Origin of the sequence: Pseudomonas mercuritolerans (assembly GCF_025706525.1) — a bacterium.
Classification (GTDB): domain Bacteria; phylum Pseudomonadota; class Gammaproteobacteria; order Pseudomonadales; family Pseudomonadaceae; genus Aquipseudomonas; species Aquipseudomonas mercuritolerans.
The window spans coordinates 160,715-176,600 of record NZ_JAMSHA010000006.1; the positions used below are offsets into that span (position 1 = coordinate 160,715).

Below are 15,886 nucleotides of genomic sequence, written 5' to 3' on the forward strand. Positions count from 1 at the left end.
ATTTGAAAAGTGCTGCATAAAGCAGGCCGCCGCGATCAGCCGCCGAGCGGGGTCGGATGCGGGTGCATGACTGCGCGCAGACGCTCCTCTTCGAGAAACTTCATGATGATCGGCGCCACCGCTTCGGCGCGAGTGATCAGGAACAGATGGCCGTCATCGATGATGTGCAACTGCGCGTTGGGAATGCGCCAGGCGAGCATGCGCATGTTGATCAGCGGGATCAGCGGATCGTCATCGCCGGCCAGCACCAGCGTCGGCTGATGGATCTTGTGCAGCCAGTGGATGCTGGTCCAGCCGAGGCCGGCGAACAGCTGCCAGTAATAACCGAGCTTGCCCGCCGAGCGCACTTTCGCCGCATGGCTGGCCGCCAGCGTCGGGTCGCGGCGGAACGAGCCGCCGTAGATCATCGGCGCGATGCGAATCACATGGGATGGCTGAATGTAGCGGCGCGGGCTGGCCATCATCCACAGCACTTTCGGTTTGCCGGGGACCATCACCGCACCGGCCGCGGTCGCCGCCAGTACCAGTTTCTTGCAGCGCTCGGGGTAGTCGTAGGCAAACTGCTGCGCGAGGGCGCCGCCCCATGACACGCCGATCACATTGACCTGACCGTAGTCGAGATAGTCGAGCATCCGCGCCGTCAGTTTGGCCAGGCCGGGGAAGCGATACGGCCGGTTGGGCGTCGACGAGCCGCCGACCCCGGGCACGTCGAAGGCGATCACTTCCAGATCCGGGTCGAGCGCTGCGACAAACGGAAACACCAGCTCGAGGTTGGCGCCGATGCCGTTGAAAATCAGCAGAGGCGTCAAATGAGGCTTGCCGGGACGCACCGCCGTGCGGAGGGTCTGGCCATCCAGATCGACGGTGCGGAATATGAACGGTTGCGGCATGCGTGAGGCCCTGTAGATTTCAAGTCCATCCGTATCCTGTAGGAGCTGACGAGTGAAACGAGGCTGCGATCTTTTGATCTTTGACGACGACATCAAGAGATCGCAGCCTCGTTTCACTCGACAGCTCCTACAGCGGCCGGGTGGTGTCAGTTACCGCTCGTGAACGTAAGTGCCCGGCGAAGCCTCGCCTGCCGGGTACGCTTTGTTGCCCAGTTTCGTCGGGGCCTTCTTCAGGTTGCCCGAGCGTTCGGCCAGCCATGCCTGCCAGTACAGCCACCAGGAATCGGTGTGCTTGGTCGAATTTTTCTGCCAGTCATCGGCGGTCGGCGCCATCTCTTCGCTGGTCATGTAGCGCGACTTCGGATTGCCCGGCGGGTTGAGGATGCTCTGGATATGGCCGCTGCTCGACAGCACGAATTCGACTTTGCCGCCGAACAGTTGCGCCGACTTGTAGCAGGACTTCCATGGCGTGATGTGATCGTTGGTGCCGGCCAGGGAGAAGATGTCGGCGGTGACCTGCTTGAGATCGATCGGCGTGCCGCACACTTCCAGTGCATTGGGGCGGATCAGTGGATTGTTTTTGAACATCTCGATCAGGTCGCCGTGGAACGCGGCGGGCAGGCGAGTGGTGTCGTTGTTCCAGAACAGGATGTCGAACACCGGCGGCTCGTTGCCGAGCAAGTAGTTGTTGACCCAGTAGTTCCAGATCAGATCGTTGGGGCGCATCCATGCGAAGACCTTGGCCATGTCTTTGCCTTCGAGCACGCCGGCCTGGTAGGAGTGGCGCTTGGCGGTCTCCAGGGTCTGCTCGTCGACGAACAGGGCGACGTCGCTGTCCAGGGTGGTGTCGAGCACGCTGACCAGCAGGGTGAGGGCGTTGACCTTGTTCTCGCCGAGCGCGGCGTAGTGGCCGAGCAGGGCGGTGCAGGTGATGCCGCCGGAACAGGCGCCGAGCATGTTCACATCTTTGCTGCCGGTTATAGCGGTGACTACGTCGACGGCTTCCTTCAGCGCCTCGATGTAGGTCGACAGACCCCATTCGCGCTGGGCCTTGGTCGGGTTGCGCCAGCTGATGATGAAGGTTGGCACATTGTTGCGCAGGCAGAAGCGCGCCAGGCTTTTGTCCGGGCTCAAGTCGAAGACGTAGAACTTGTTGATCTGCGGCGGCACTACCAGCAGCGGGCGCTCGTGGACCTGCTCGGTGATCGGCCGGTACTGGATCAGCTCCAGCACATCATTGCGAAACACCACCGCGCCTTCGGTGACGCCCAGGCTCTTGCCAACCTCGAACGCGCCCATGTTGACCTGGCTCGGCATGCCGCCGTTGTGCACAAGATCCTTGGCCAGATGCGAGAGGCCATCGAGCAGGCTTTTGCCGCCGGTTTCGAAAAAGCGTTTGACCGCCGCCGGGTTGGCCGCCGTGTTGGTCGGCGCCATGGCTTCGGTCATCAAGTTGATGACGAAATGGCCGCGAGCGATGTCCTTGGGGGACAGGCTGCTGTCATCAATCCAGGCATGCAATTCCTTGCGCCAGGCCAGGTAGGTTTGCAGATAGCGTTTGTACAGAGGGTTCTGGCTCCACGCCGGGTCGGCAAAACGGCGATCATCACCGGCCGGTTGCAGCGCGGATTTCCCCAGCAGCACGTTCTTCAGCTCAAGGCCGAAATGGGTCACGTGCCTGACGCTGTGAATCGGTTGTCTGATGGCCTGTTTCAGCACCATCCGAGCAGAGGCCAGCAGATCCTTTCCGCGCAGCCCGACGACGGGGTTAAGCCCCAGAGTATTTTCCGAGGCTTGGTACTTCAGGTCATCGTTATTCTTGTCACTCATCTACGACGCTCCATTGTCCTGAGACGAGTACCCGGTTTCACGCTGTCGCTTCCACAGCCAATGCCGGGTACTACTGCTCGGGTGACCGTTGATTCTGCATAGCTGCTTTACAGTCGTAGAGCACTGCAGGGAACTTGCCAGCTCCATTGGTTACCCGAGTTTAATTTTTTTCGCAAGCGGCCGATCCGGGGCCGTATGCGCGGAGCATTCAAACAGATGAAGTTAGAAAATGCCCTCTAAAGAGCGAGAGCCACGGCCTAGAGCATCAGCTTGACGAACGACTCGTTCGGATCGCGGGATTTCCCGGCAGCGCGCAGCTCCGCAAGATAATCGTCCCAGAGTTCGTTCTGGCGTTTGCCAAGTTCGTAGAGGTATTCCCAAGTGAACAGGCCACTGTCGTGACCGTCGTCGAAGGTCAGTTTCAGTGCATAGTTGCCAGCCGGTTCCAGCTTGCTCAGACCCACGTTGAGCTTGCCGAATTGCAGGATCGGTTTGCCGTGGCCCTGGACCTCGGCGGAGGGAGAGTGCACGCGCAGAAACTCGGCGGGCAGAGTGTATTCCTCGCCGGACGCATATTTGAGCGTCAGGGTTTTCGAGGCTTTGTGCAGTTTGATGTCGGTGGGAATCATGAAAACAGCCTTTAGCTGCAAGCTACAAGTTGCAAGCTTAACTCAGCTTGCCGCTTGTAGCTTGTAGCTTGCCGCTCTACAGAATGTAGCGGGACAGATCTTCGTTCTGCGCCAATTCGCCGAGGTGGCTGTTGACGTAGTCGGCGTCGATCAGAATCGCCTTGTCATCATGGGCGCTGGCCAGGTCGCCGGCGCTGAACGACACCTCTTCGAGCAGGCGCTCGAGCAGGGTGTGCAGGCGACGGGCACCGATGTTCTCGGTTTTCTCGTTGACCTGCCAGGCGATCTCCGCCAGACGCTTGATGCCTTCGGGCTGGAACTGGATGTTCAGGCCTTCGGTTTTCAGCAGCGCGCAGTATTGCTCGGTGAGCGAGGCGTGCGGTTCGCTGAGGATGCGTTCGAAGTCTTCCGGGCTCAGCGCCTTGAGCTCGACGCGGATCGGCAGACGGCCTTGCAGCTCCGGCACCAGATCGCTTGGCTTGCTCAGGTGGAACGCACCGGAGGCGATGAACAGGATGTGGTCGGTCTTGACCATGCCCAGCTTGGTGTTGACGGTGCAGCCTTCGATCAGCGGCAGCAGGTCGCGCTGTACGCCTTCGCGGGAGACATCGGCGCCGCCGACATTGCCGCGCTTGGCGACCTTGTCGATTTCGTCGATGAAGACGATACCGTGCTGCTCGACCGCTTCCAGCGCCTTGGCCTTCAGTTCTTCTTCGTTGACCAGACGCCCGGCTTCTTCATCGCGCACCAGTTTCAGCGCTTCCTTGACCTTGAGCTTGCGCGACTTCTTCTTGCCCTTGCCCATGTTGGCAAACAGCGATTGCAGCTGGTTGGTCATCTCTTCCATGCCTGGCGGCGTGGCGATTTCGATGCCGGAGACTTCGGCGACTTCGATCTCGATTTCCTTGTCGTCCAACTGGCCTTCGCGCAGGCGCTTGCGGAACAGCTGACGCGTATTGGAATCGGAGCTCGGCGCTTCTTCGTTGCTGAAACCCATGCGTGCCGGCGGCAGCAGCGCGTCGAGGATGCGATCCTCGGCGGCGTCTTCGGCGCGGTGGCGTACGCGGGTCATTTCCTGCTCGCGGAGCATCTTGATCGCGGCATCGGCCAGATCACGGATGATCGACTCGACGTCACGGCCGACATAACCGACTTCGGTGAATTTGGTCGCTTCGACCTTGATGAACGGCGCATTGGCCAGTTTCGCCAGGCGACGGGCGATCTCGGTTTTACCGACACCGGTCGGGCCGATCATCAGGATGTTCTTCGGGGTCACCTCAACGCGCAGCTCTTCAGGCAGCTGCATGCGGCGCCAGCGGTTGCGCAGGGCAATCGCGACGGCGCGCTTGGCATCGTCCTGGCCGATGATATGGCGGTTGAGTTCGTGGACGATTTCGCGGGGAGTCATGGACATAGTAATTGACGGTCCTCAAGCAGAAACAAGCCGTGGCACATGGGCCGCAACAGGCTTATTCAGCGAGATCCTGCTCCTCAATGGTCTGGGTGTGGTTGGTGAATACACAGATGTCGCCAGCGATGCCGAGAGCGGTTTCGACGATCTCGCGCGCCGACAGGTCGGTCTTTTTCAGCAGGGCGCTGGCGGCGGCTTGCGCGTAGGCGCCGCCGGAACCCATGGCGATCAGGCCATCTTCGGGTTCGACCACGTCACCGTTGCCGGTGATGATCAGCGAGGCATCCTTGTTGGCAACCGCGAGCATCGCTTCGAGGCGGCTCAGGGAGCGGTCGGTGCGCCATTCTTTGGCGAGTTCGACGGCGGCGCGGATCAGGTGACCCTGATGTTTTTCGAGCTGGCCTTCGAAACGTTCGAACAGGGTAAAGGCGTCGGCGGTGGCACCGGCGAAACCGGCGATGACCTGGCCGTGGTACAGGCGACGGACCTTTTTGGCGTTGCCTTTCATCACGGTGTTGCCGAGAGAAACCTGGCCGTCGCCGCCCATGACGACTTTGCCGTGGCGGCGGACTGAAACGATGGTGGTCAAGGGAAGAGTCTCCACGCAGCGGGGCGAAAATGCCTTATGCCCATTCATATGGGGGTGCTGGAGGGGATTTCAACTGTAGCGCGGGAGAGGAGACGAGCGGTGATCAACTGTAGGAGCTGCCGAAGGCTGCGATCTTTTGATCCTGATCTGAAAGCAAAATCAAAAGATCGCAGCCTGCGGCAGCTCCTACAGGGGATTTGCGTTACCTGTGGGAGCGGTTGTCTACGTAAAGTCAGCGGCTCTGGCGTTGTTGTAACAACAGGTTGCTGAAGCCGGCGCCGGCCAGTTGTTTCTGCGCCGTGGTCAGTTGTTCACGGTTGCTGAACGGGCCGACCAAGACGCGGTACCAGGTTTCATCCTTGACCGTACCGGACTCCACCGCGACGGCTTGGCCGAGCAGAATGATCTGCGCACGCACCTTGTCAGCATCGGTTTCCTTGCGGAACGAACCGGCCTGGAGGAAGAACTTGGTCACTGGCGCGGCTTTGCTCACTGGTGGCGCTGGCGGCGGCGTGATACCCGCCAAGGCTGCCTGCGCCCGTGCGGTGTCGATCTTCGCCGCTTCCGCCGGGGTCACCGGCGTGGTCGGGATGGCCGGCACTTGCGGCGTCGGCAGGGTCTTCTCCGGTACCGCGTCCGGCGGCACGATCACTTCCGATTCCGGCAGCAAGGTGTAGAAGTCGTACTTCGGCTTCACCGGTTGCGTCGGGCTCGGCGGGGTCTTGTTGGCCTCGGCGATCTTCGACGCTTTCTGCTGCTGCTCGACCTTCTCGCGCTTGACCGTGTCGCTGCCCTTGCCCGGTTCCAGTTTCATCAGAAACACGATGAACGCGCCGACGGTCAGGCCGATGGCCATCCACAGCCAGCCCGGAATCGGTTGTTTCGCCGGGGCCTGATAGCGACTGGCGCCGCGTTTGGGTGCAGGTTTTTTCTTGGCAGCCAACTTACATACGCTCCAGAGTTTCCAGACCCAACAGCTCCAGGCCTTGCTTGAGGGTGCGACCGGTCAGTGCGGCCAGACGCAGACGGCTCTGCATCTGCGCCGGGGTGTCGGCGGCGAGGATCGGGCAGTTCTCGTAGAAGCTGGAGAACAGGCCGGCGACGTCGTACAGGTAGGTGCAGAGAATGTGCGGGGTGCCTTTTTCAGCGACGTTGTTCAGCACTTCGCCGAACTGCGCCAGCTTCGCCGCCAGCTCCTGCTCGTGCGCCGCTTCGAGGACGATCTGGCCGTCGACTTCGCTGAAGTCCTTGCCCAGTTTGCGGAACACACCGGCCACGCGGGTGTAGGCGTACAGCAGATACGGCGCGGTGTTGCCTTCGAAATTGAGCATCAGGTCGAAGTTGAAGCTGTAGTCGCTGGTGCGATGCTTGGACAGGTCGGCGTATTTCACCGCGCCGATGCCGACGACCTTGGCGATGTTGCGCAACTCGTCTTCGGCCAGGGTCGGGTTCTTCTCTTTCACCAGGTTGTAGGCACGTTCCTGGGCTTCGGTGAGCAGGTCGATCAGCTTCACGGTGCCGCCATCACGGGTCTTGAACGGACGGCCATCGGCGCCGTTCATGGTACCGAAACCCATGTGTTCCATTTCCATCGGATGGGTGACGAAACCGGCCTTGCGCGCCACCGCGAAGACCTGCTGGAAGTGCAGGGCCTGGCGCTGGTCGACGAAATACAACGCGCGATCAGCCTTGAGCTTGCCGCTGCGGTAGCGCACGGCGGCGAGGTCAGTGGTGGCGTACAGGTAACCGCCATCGGCCTTGACGATGATCACCGGCAGCGGATCGCCATCGGCGTTCTTGAACTCGTCGAGGAACACGCACTGGGCGCCGTTGCTCTCGACCAGCATGCCGGCAGCCTTGAGGTCGTTGACCACATTGATCAGGTCATCGTTATAGGCGCTTTCGCCCATGACGTCGGCCATGGTCAGTTTGACGTTGAGCAGTTCGTAGATCTTCTGGCAGTGCGACAGCGAGATGTCCTTGAACTTGGTCCACAGTGCCAGGCATTCGGCATCGCCAGCCTGCAACTTGACCACCAGGCCACGGGCGCGGTCGGCGAATTCTTCGGACTCGTCGAAACGCTGCTTGGCCGCACGGTAGAAGTTTTCCAGATCGGACAATTCGTCGCTGGTGATCGGGTTTTCCTGCAGATAAGCCATCAGCATGCCGAACTGAGTGCCCCAGTCGCCGACGTGGTTCTGGCGGATCACCTCGTCGCCGAGGAACTCAAGAACGCGGGCCACGCCGTCGCCGATGATGGTCGAGCGCAAGTGGCCGACGTGCATCTCTTTGGCCAGGTTCGGCGCGGACAGATCGACAACGGTGCGCTGTGCCGGGCCGGCCTTGCGCACGCCGACACGGGCGTCGGCCAGTGCGGCGTCGAGGCGCGAGGCCAGTGCCTGGGTGTTCTGGAAGAAATTGATGAAGCCCGGGCCGGCGATTTCGGCCTTGGTGACGTTCTCGTCAGCGGGCAGAGCGGCGATGATTTTCTCCGCCAGATCGCGCGGCTTCATGCCGGCAGGCTTGGCCAGCATCATGGCGATGTTGCTGGCGAAGTCGCCGTGGGTCTTGTCGCGGGCGTTCTCCACCTGGATCGCCGGCGTCAGGCCTTCAGGCAACACACCTTCGTTGACGAGTTGGGTGAGGGCTTGCTGGATCAGCTGGCGAATGGTGTCTTTCATGGTCTTCTCTTTCGACCGCAAGCGCGGCGGGCGCATCGATGCGCGGGTGGAAAAACTGGGCATTATCCGTTGCGAAGACGGGCTTGCCAACCTTAGCAGGCAGGATGTGGATATGTGGTGACAAAAAGTCCGCTTTCGCGAGCAGGCTCGCTCCCACAAGGTTTTGCGCAGGACACACAAGGTATGTACGGCGCTGATCCACTGTGGGAGCGAGCCTGCTCGCGAAAGCGATCTTCAGCTCAATACAGATCCACCGGATCAACATCCAGCGACCAGCGCACCGCCCGCCCGCTCGGCATCTGCTCCAGCACCAGCATCCAGCTGGCGAGCAAGCGATGCAACGGCGCTCGGGCGGTCGCCTGCAACAACAGTTGCGCGCGATAACGCCCGGCGCGGCGCTCCATCGGTGCCGGCACCGGCCCGAGCAATTCGATGCCGCTCAGATTCAATTCGGCCAGCAGGCGTTCGGCCTCGCTGCACGCTTCATCGAGAAAGCCTTCCGCCTGGCCCGGCTTGTGCGCTTCGGCGCGCAGCAGCGCCAGATGGGCAAACGGTGGCAATCCGGCCGCGCGGCGCTCGCTCAAAGCTTGTTCGGCGAAGGCGAAATAACCCTGCTCGGTCAGTTGGACCAATAAAGGATGGTCGGCGAGGTGCGTCTGGATGATCACCTTGCCCGGCTCCTCCGCCCGGCCGGCGCGCCCGGCGACCTGCACGATCAGCTGCGCCATGCGCTCGCTGGCGCGGAAGTCGCCGGAGAACAGGCCGCCGTCGGCATCCAGAATCGACACCAGCGTCACCCGTGGGAAATGGTGCCCTTTGGCCAACATCTGCGTGCCGACCAGAATGCACGGCTGGCCTTTCTGGATCGTCGCGAACAACTGATTCATCGCGTCCTTGCGCGAGGTGCTGTCGCGATCGACGCGCAGTACCGGGTAATCCGGGAACAGAATCGCCAAGCGTTCTTCGGCGCGTTCAGTACCGGCACCGACCGGGCGCAGATCGACCTTGCTGCATTTCGGGCATTGGCGCGGTGTGCGCTCGACGTTGCCGCAGTGGTGACAGCGCAACTCGCCGTAACGCTGGTGCACGGTCATGCGCGCATCGCAACGCGAACATTCCGACATCCAGCCGCAGTCGTGACAGAGCAGGGTCGGGGCAAAACCGCGACGGTTGAGGAACACCAGCACCTGCTGGCCGTTGGCGAGGGTCTGGGCGATGGCTTGCTGCATCGGCCCGGAAATACCACTGTCGAGCGGACGGCTTTTCACATCCAGGCGCAGAAAGCGCGGTTGCTTGGCGCCGCCGGCGCGTTCGTTCAGGCGCAGCAGGCCGTAGCGCCCGGTGTAAGCGTTGTGCAGGCTCTCCAGCGAGGGCGTGGCGGAGCCGAGCACGATCGGGATGTTTTCCTGCCGCGCGCGCACCAGCGCCAGATCGCGAGCGTGGTAGCGCAGACCTTCCTGCTGTTTATAGGAGCCGTCGTGTTCTTCATCAATGATGATCAGCCCGGGATTTTTCATCGGCGTGAACAGTGCCGAGCGGGTGCCGATAATAATGTCGGCCTCGCCATCACGGGCGGCGAGCCAGGCTTCCAGGCGTTCGCGATCATTCACTGCCGAGTGCAGCAGGGCGATCCGCGCGTTGAAGCGCTGTTCGAAACGCGCCAGGGTCTGCGGGCCGAGGTTGATCTCCGGAATCAGTACCAGGGCCTGTTTGCCGGCTTCGAGGGTTTCGCGGATCAGTTGCAGATAGACTTCGGTCTTGCCGCTGCCAGTGACACCAGCCAAGAGAAAAGCGTGATAACTGTCGAAGCCGGCGCGAATCGCTTCATACGCCGCACGCTGTTCACTGTTGAGCGGCAGCTCCGGTTGTGCCAGCCAATGTTCATGGCGAACGCCGGGAGCGTGGCGGCGGATTTCGACCTGCACCAGCCCCTTGGCCAGCAGCAGATCGAGGCTGTCCTTGCTCAGCATCAGTTTGCTCAACAACTGATGGGCGACGCCGTGGGGATGCTGGGCCAGCGTGGTCAGCGCCTCGCGTTGGCGTGGCGCGCGGGCCACTCGCGGGTCGTCAACGCTGGCGCCGGGGGCAATCGACCAGAAGCGTTCCTGGCGGGCCTCGGCCAGTTCGCCCTGACGCAGCAGCACCGGCAAGGCCCAGTTCAAGGTGTCGCCGAGGCTGTGTTGGTAATACTGCGCGGTCCACAGGCACAGCTTGAACAGCGCTGGCGGCAGTGGCGAAGTCGTGTCGAGCAGGGCCAGCGCCGGCTTGAGTTTTTCTGCCGGCACTTCGCTGGTGTCGGTGACCTCGACCAGAATGCCGATCATCTCGCGCCGACCGAACGGCACCCGCAGGCGCATGCCCGGCTGCAATTGCTCGCGCCGCACCCCGGCCGGCGCCCGGTAATCGAACAGGCGGCGCAGAGGCGAAGGCAGGGCAAGGCGCAGAATGGCGTCGGGCACGCGGGGGGATCTCTATAAACGCAAAAGAAGGGTTGAACGCAGATCAATTGTGGGAGCGAGCTTGCTCGCGAAGGCGGTGTATCAGACGCTTGGACATTGACTGACACAACGCATTCGCGAGCAAGCTCGCTCCCACAGGGGAATGCGTTCAAGGTCGGGAGCCTAGCAGACGGTCGGTCTCGGTGACAGCTTGCGCGATTGAAAAGGTCTGGTAGAATCCGCGGCCTAATTACGTGCGGTATTCAACAATAGTGTTGGGTGGCGGCACGCTAGCCTGAGGAAGACACCATGAAAGCCGAAATCCATCCGAACTACCCGGAAATCGCTGTTACCTGCAGCTGCGGTAACAAGTTCGAAACTCGTTCGACCTACGGCAAAGCCCTGGCGATCGACGTTTGCAACGAATGCCACCCGTTCTATACCGGTAAGCAGAAGACTCTGGACACCGGCGGCCGTGTGCAGAAGTTCGCAGACCGTTTCGCTACTTTCGGCGTCGGCAAAAAAGCCTGAGGCTGATCATTTTGGAAGGTCGCTTCGGCTTCTCCAGACTGATGAAAAAGGCGTCCCTAGCGGGCGCCTTTTTTGTGTCTGCGATTTGACTGTCCGCCGCCCAGGCGTTCTGCCCGGCACCCGCAGGGCTGACCAGCGTTTCCGTGCAGCGAGTGGTCGATGGCGACACCCTGCGCCTGAGCGATGGCCGCAGCGTGCGCATGATCGGCCTCAATACGCCGGAGCTGGGCAAGCAGGGCCGCAGCGACGAACCCTTCGCCGTGGCGGCGCGCAAACGCTTGCAAGCACTGGTCGATGACAGCGGCGGCCGGGTCGGTCTGCGGCCCGGCAAGCAGGCGAAAGACCATTACGGCCGTACGCTGGCGCATGTTTACAGTGTCAGCGGTGCCAATCTCGAAGCGCAGATGCTTGCCGCTGGCCTGGGTTTTCAGGTCGCGGTGGCGCCGAACGTCGATCTGGTCGCCTGCCAACAGGCCGCCGAACGCAGCGCGCGACAGGCCGGACTTGGTCTCTGGCGGCAATCGCCGGTCCAGAAAGCGCAGCAGATCCAGCGTTCGGGCTTCGCCGTAGTCAGCGGTCGGGTGAGCAAGGTGCGGCGCAATCGCGGCGGAATCTGGATCGAGTTGCAGGACACGCTTGTATTGCGGGTTGCACCCAATCTGCTCGGACAATTTGACAGTGCTGGTTTGCAAGCATTGAAAGGCAGGCAGATCGAGGCGCGTGGCTGGGTGGTTGACCGATCCCGGCGCGGTGGTCTGCAAAAAGGTCAGGCGCGCTGGTTGCTGCCGTTGACCGATCCTTCGATGCTGCACGTACCGCGCTGAAGAAAAATTGTAGACATTTTTACGGCTGATTGTGAACAGTCCAGCCCTTGTGCGCCGTGGCTCTTGGCCCAAAGTCGTAGGGCAGGGCGCTTGACAGCGGTGACTGCCCAGTCTTGTGGGGACTTTGCGAGGCGCGTATCCTCGCTGACCAGTCTGTCCAACAGTAAAAAAGCGGAATGCCAAAATGTCTGATCTGAAAACTGCCGCTCTCGAATACCACGCCAATCCTCGTCCGGGGAAGCTGAGTGTCGAGCTCACCAAGGCCACTGCTACCGCCCGCGACCTGTCGCTGGCCTACAGCCCCGGCGTAGCTGAACCAGTGCGCGAGATCGCTCGCGATCCTGAACTGGCCTACAAATACACCGGCAAGGGCAACCTGGTGGCAGTCATTTCCGACGGCACCGCGATTCTCGGCCTGGGCAACCTCGGCCCACTGGCTTCCAAGCCTGTAATGGAAGGCAAAGGCGTGCTGTTCAAGCGTTTCGCCGGCATCGACGTATTCGACATCGAAGTCGACTCGGAAAGCCCGCAGGCCTTCATCGACACCGTCAAGCGCATCTCCATCACCTTCGGTGGCATCAACCTGGAAGACATCAAGGCGCCAGAGTGCTTTGAGATCGAACGCGCTCTGATCGAGCAGTGCGATATTCCGGTGTTCCACGATGACCAGCACGGCACCGCGATCGTGACCGCTGCGGGCATGATCAACGCCCTGGAAATCGCTGGCAAAACCCTGCCGGAAGCGAAGATTGTCTGCCTCGGCGCCGGTGCTGCCGCCATCTCCTGCATGAAACTGCTGGTGAGCATGGGTGCTCGCATCGAAAACATCTTCATGGTTGACCGTACCGGCGTGATCCACTCCGGCCGTGACGACCTGAACCAGTACAAAGCCGTATTCGCTCACGCCACCGAGAAGCGCACACTGGCAGACGCACTGGCAGGCGCTGACGTATTCGTCGGTCTGTCCGGTCCGAACCTGCTGAGCGCCGAAGGCCTGCTGTCGATGGCGGCCAACCCGATCGTCTTCGCCTGCTCCAACCCGGATCCGGAAATCTCCCCGGAACTGGCGCACGCCACCCGTAGCGACGTGATCATGGCTACCGGTCGTTCGGACTACCCGAACCAGGTCAACAACGTGCTGGGCTTCCCGTTCATCTTCCGTGGTGCCCTGGACGTTCGCGCCAAGCGCATCAACGAAGAAATGAAAGTCGCCGCCGCCAACGCCCTGCGCGAACTGGCCAAACTGCCTGTTCCACAGGACGTGTGCGATGCCTACGGCGGTGCTCCGCTGGAATTCGGCCGTGAGTACATCATTCCGAAACCAATGGACAAGCGCCTGATCACCCTGATCTCCGACGCCGTGGCCAAGGCTGCAATCGAGACCGGCGTGGCCACCCTGCCGTATCCGAAGAACTACCCGCTGAAAAGCGTGGATGACGTGTTCAACGGTTAAAAGCAGCCGCCCATAAAAAAACCCAGCCTGGTGCTGGGTTTTTTTATGGGCTGCAAGCTGCAAGCTGCAAGCTGCAAGCGTGCATCGTTCGCGCTTTTGCTTGCCGCTTGTAGCTTGGCGCTCGCAGCTGCTCCCCTAGAACAGATCAATCGGCGCCTGTTCATCCGCCGGCAGCGGGCTGCCTGGCACAACGCCGTTGCCCAGCTCGTTCACCGATGGCGGCGTGTCTTCGGCCTTGAACAGTTCGAAGTACGCCCCCGGTGTGCTCGGCGTCGCTGCACGGCCGCTGACCGGATCCACCCGCAGGCTGAGCAGACCTTCCGGCTCAGGCTGCACATGTGGCGGCTTGTCTTTCAGCGCGGCCGACATGTAATTCATCCAGATCGGCAGCGCCACGGTGCCGCCGAACTCACGGCGACCGAGGCTTTCCGGCTGGTCGAAACCGGTCCACACGGTGGTTACGTAATCAGCGTTGTAACCGGAGAACCAGGCATCTTTCGATTCGTTGGTGGTACCGGTCTTGCCGGCGATGTCGCTGCGGCCCATGGCCAGTGCACGGCGGCCGGTGCCGAGTTTGATTACGTCCTGCAGCATGCTGTTGAGGATGTAGGTGGTACGTCCATCGACAATCCGCTCGGCCACGGCCGGCGCTTGCGGCACTGCCGGATTGCCGGGCGCTTCACCGGCAACTGGTGTGGCGTTGACCGTGAACGACTCGGTAGCCGGCGCAGCGATACCGTCGGTCGCCGAACCACCCTGTGGCACGGTCGGCGGGTTGGCGATGAACAGCGTGTCGCCGTTACGGCTTTCGATCTTGTCGATGATGTACGGGGTGATCTTGTAGCCGCCGTTGGCGAAAGTGCTCCAGCCAGTGGCGATTTCCATTGGTGTCAGCGTTGCGGTGCCGAGTGCCAGCGACAGGTTCGGCGGCAGGTCCTGCTTGTTGAAGCCGAAGCGGGTGATGTAGTCGATGGTCTTGCCCACGCCCATGGCCTGCAACAGGCGGATCGACACCAGGTTGCGCGACTTGTACAGCGCTTCACGCAGGCGGATCGGGCCGAGGAAGGTGTTGGTGTCGTTCTTCGGGCGCCAGACCTTGTCCAGGTACTCGTCGACGAACACGATCGGCGCATCGTTGACCAGGCTGGCAGCGGTGTAGCCATTATCCAGCGCGGCACTGTAAACGAACGGCTTGAAGCTCGAACCAGGCTGACGCTTGGCCTGCATGGCGCGGTTGTAGTTGCTCTGCTCGAAAGCGAAGCCACCCACCAGCGAACGGATCGCGCCGTTCTGCGGATCCAGCGACACCAGTGCGCCCTGAGCCTGTGGAATCTGGCTGAATTTCAGCGAATTGTCGGTCTGGCGCTGCACGCGGATCAGATCACCGACCTGCGCGACATCCGACGGCTGGCGCGGGTTGGCGCCCATGCTGTTGGTATTGAGGAACGGTCGCGCCCATTTCATCGTGTCCCAGGCAACGTGTTCTTCACCGGTGCGGGTCAACACCTGCAGGCCGGTTTTATCGACCTGGGTGACGATCGCAGGTTCGAGACTGCTGATGGTGCGCTGCTTGGTCAGTTCGCTGGCCCACGCTTCGCGGGTCTTGCCCGGCAGGCGCGACTCGGGGCCACGGTAGCCGTGGCGCTGGTCGTAAGTCATCAAGCCTTCGTGCAGTGCGGTGTTGGCCATTTCCTGCAGATTGCTTGGCACCGTGGTGGTGACACGGAAGCCTTCGGTGTAGGCCTCGCTGCCATAACGACCGACCATTTCGGCACGGGCCATTTCGGCGATGTACGGTGCGTTCACTTCCGGGGTCGGCACGTGGTAGCTGGCGTTCAGCGGCTCGTTGATCGCCGCGGTGTAGTCGGCTTCGCTGATCTTGCCCAGCTTGTACATGCGCCCGAGGATCCAGTCGCGGCGTTCTTTGCTGCGTGCCGGGTTGGCCAGCGGGTTGAAGCGCGACGGAGCTTTTGGCAGACCGGCGATCATCGCCATCTGCGCCAGGCTGATGTCACGGATCGATTTGCCGTAATACACCTGCGCCGCCGCCTCGATGCCGTAGGCGCGGTTGCCCAGGTAAATCTTGTTGACGTACAGCTCCAGGATTTCGTCCTTGGTCAGCTGCCGTTCGATCTGCAGGGCCAGCAGGATTTCCGTGGTTTTGCGCGAAAAGCTGCGCTCGCTGGTGAGGAAGAAGTTCTTCGCCACCTGCATGGTGATGGTGCTGCCGCCGGACTGAATGTGCCCGCTCTTGACCAATTGCGTTGCCGCACGCATCAGGCTGCTCGGATCGACGCCATAGTGATTGGCAAAATTGTCGTCTTCAGCACTTAGTAACGCATTGATGAAATTGGGCGGAATGTCGGCGAAACGGATCGGCGTACGGCGCATTTCGCCAAATTCTGCGATCAACTTGTTGTCGCTGCTGTACACGCGCAGAGGAATCTGCAACTGAATGCTTCTCAGCGCCTCCACAGACGGCAAACCCGGACTAAGGTAAAGAAAGGCGCCGCTGAGACCTAAGAGCAGTCCGCAGAAAACGGCGACGATGGACCAACCGAAAAATTTCAGCAGACGAATCAAGGCTTTTGGACATCCAGGGCAAAGAAT

Annotated in this window: 13 protein-coding genes; 4 read left to right on the forward strand and 9 right to left on the reverse strand. The window is 61.4% G+C overall.

Translation table 11 applies throughout. The features are described 5' to 3' along the window. Window positions 1–35: 35 nt before the first annotated feature. From phaZ to argS, 7 genes are all read right to left on the reverse strand, one after another. The gene (gene phaZ, locus ND528_RS18165) at window positions 36–890 is read right to left on the reverse strand and encodes a poly(3-hydroxyalkanoate) depolymerase (protein ID WP_016772063.1); all 855 of its coding nucleotides are present in this window, start codon (window positions 888–890) and stop codon (window positions 36–38) included. A gap of 150 nt (window positions 891–1,040) precedes the next feature. Continuing rightward, a complete protein-coding gene (gene phaC, locus ND528_RS18170) occupies window positions 1,041–2,720 on the reverse strand; it encodes a class II poly(R)-hydroxyalkanoic acid synthase (protein ID WP_263470851.1) in 1,680 nt (559 codons plus the stop codon). Between the two features lie 257 nt (window positions 2,721–2,977). Continuing rightward, window positions 2,978–3,349 carry a gamma-butyrobetaine hydroxylase-like domain-containing protein gene (locus ND528_RS18175; protein WP_137215136.1) on the reverse strand — a complete coding sequence of 124 codons (372 nt, stop codon included), beginning with the start codon at window positions 3,347–3,349 and terminating at the stop codon, window positions 2,978–2,980. Between the two features lie 76 nt (window positions 3,350–3,425). Then, window positions 3,426–4,763, reverse strand: coding sequence for an ATP-dependent protease ATPase subunit HslU (gene hslU / locus ND528_RS18180; RefSeq protein ID WP_016772060.1), 1,338 nt, complete (start codon window positions 4,761–4,763; stop codon window positions 3,426–3,428). 55 nt (window positions 4,764–4,818) lie between these two features. Continuing rightward, complete coding sequence (gene hslV / locus ND528_RS18185; RefSeq protein WP_007968352.1) at window positions 4,819–5,349, reverse strand: ATP-dependent protease subunit HslV; 531 nt, start codon at window positions 5,347–5,349, stop codon at window positions 4,819–4,821. 232 nt (window positions 5,350–5,581) lie between these two features. Continuing rightward, a complete protein-coding gene (locus tag ND528_RS18190) occupies window positions 5,582–6,292 on the reverse strand; it encodes an SPOR domain-containing protein (RefSeq protein WP_016772059.1) in 711 nt (236 codons plus the stop codon). A gap of 1 nt (window position 6,293) precedes the next feature. Continuing rightward, window positions 6,294–8,030 carry an arginine--tRNA ligase gene (gene argS, locus ND528_RS18195; protein WP_024011262.1) on the reverse strand — a complete coding sequence of 579 codons (1,737 nt, stop codon included), beginning with the start codon at window positions 8,028–8,030 and terminating at the stop codon, window positions 6,294–6,296. Here argS and ND528_RS18200 point away from each other — a divergent pair. Beyond that, the gene (locus ND528_RS18200; protein ID WP_016772057.1) at window positions 8,029–8,151 is read left to right on the forward strand and encodes a hypothetical protein; all 123 of its coding nucleotides are present in this window, start codon (window positions 8,029–8,031) and stop codon (window positions 8,149–8,151) included. The two genes, argS and ND528_RS18200, sit on opposite strands and share 2 nt — an antisense overlap. A gap of 118 nt (window positions 8,152–8,269) precedes the next feature. On the opposite strand, the gene ND528_RS18205 is transcribed toward ND528_RS18200, so the two are convergent. Next, a complete protein-coding gene (locus ND528_RS18205) occupies window positions 8,270–10,489 on the reverse strand; it encodes a primosomal protein N' (RefSeq protein WP_263470852.1) in 2,220 nt (739 codons plus the stop codon). Window positions 10,490–10,777: 288 nt separating this feature from the next. Between ND528_RS18205 and rpmE the strand changes: the two genes are divergently transcribed. The 3 genes from rpmE (at window position 10,778) to ND528_RS18220 (ending at window position 13,276) form a co-directional block, all read left to right on the forward strand. Next, complete coding sequence (gene rpmE, locus ND528_RS18210) at window positions 10,778–10,999, forward strand: 50S ribosomal protein L31 (protein ID WP_016772055.1); 222 nt, start codon at window positions 10,778–10,780, stop codon at window positions 10,997–10,999. Window positions 11,000–11,088: 89 nt separating this feature from the next. Further along, the gene (locus tag ND528_RS18215) at window positions 11,089–11,823 is read left to right on the forward strand and encodes a thermonuclease family protein (protein ID WP_263470980.1); all 735 of its coding nucleotides are present in this window, start codon (window positions 11,089–11,091) and stop codon (window positions 11,821–11,823) included. 184 nt (window positions 11,824–12,007) lie between these two features. Further along, window positions 12,008–13,276: a malic enzyme-like NAD(P)-binding protein gene (locus tag ND528_RS18220; protein ID WP_016772053.1), complete on the forward strand. Its 1,269-nt coding sequence runs from the start codon at window positions 12,008–12,010 to the stop codon at window positions 13,274–13,276. Between the two features lie 135 nt (window positions 13,277–13,411). On the opposite strand, the gene ND528_RS18225 is transcribed toward ND528_RS18220, so the two are convergent. After that, window positions 13,412–15,856, reverse strand: coding sequence for a penicillin-binding protein 1A (locus ND528_RS18225; protein WP_408005044.1), 2,445 nt, complete (start codon window positions 15,854–15,856; stop codon window positions 13,412–13,414). Window positions 15,857–15,886 lie beyond the last annotated feature (30 nt).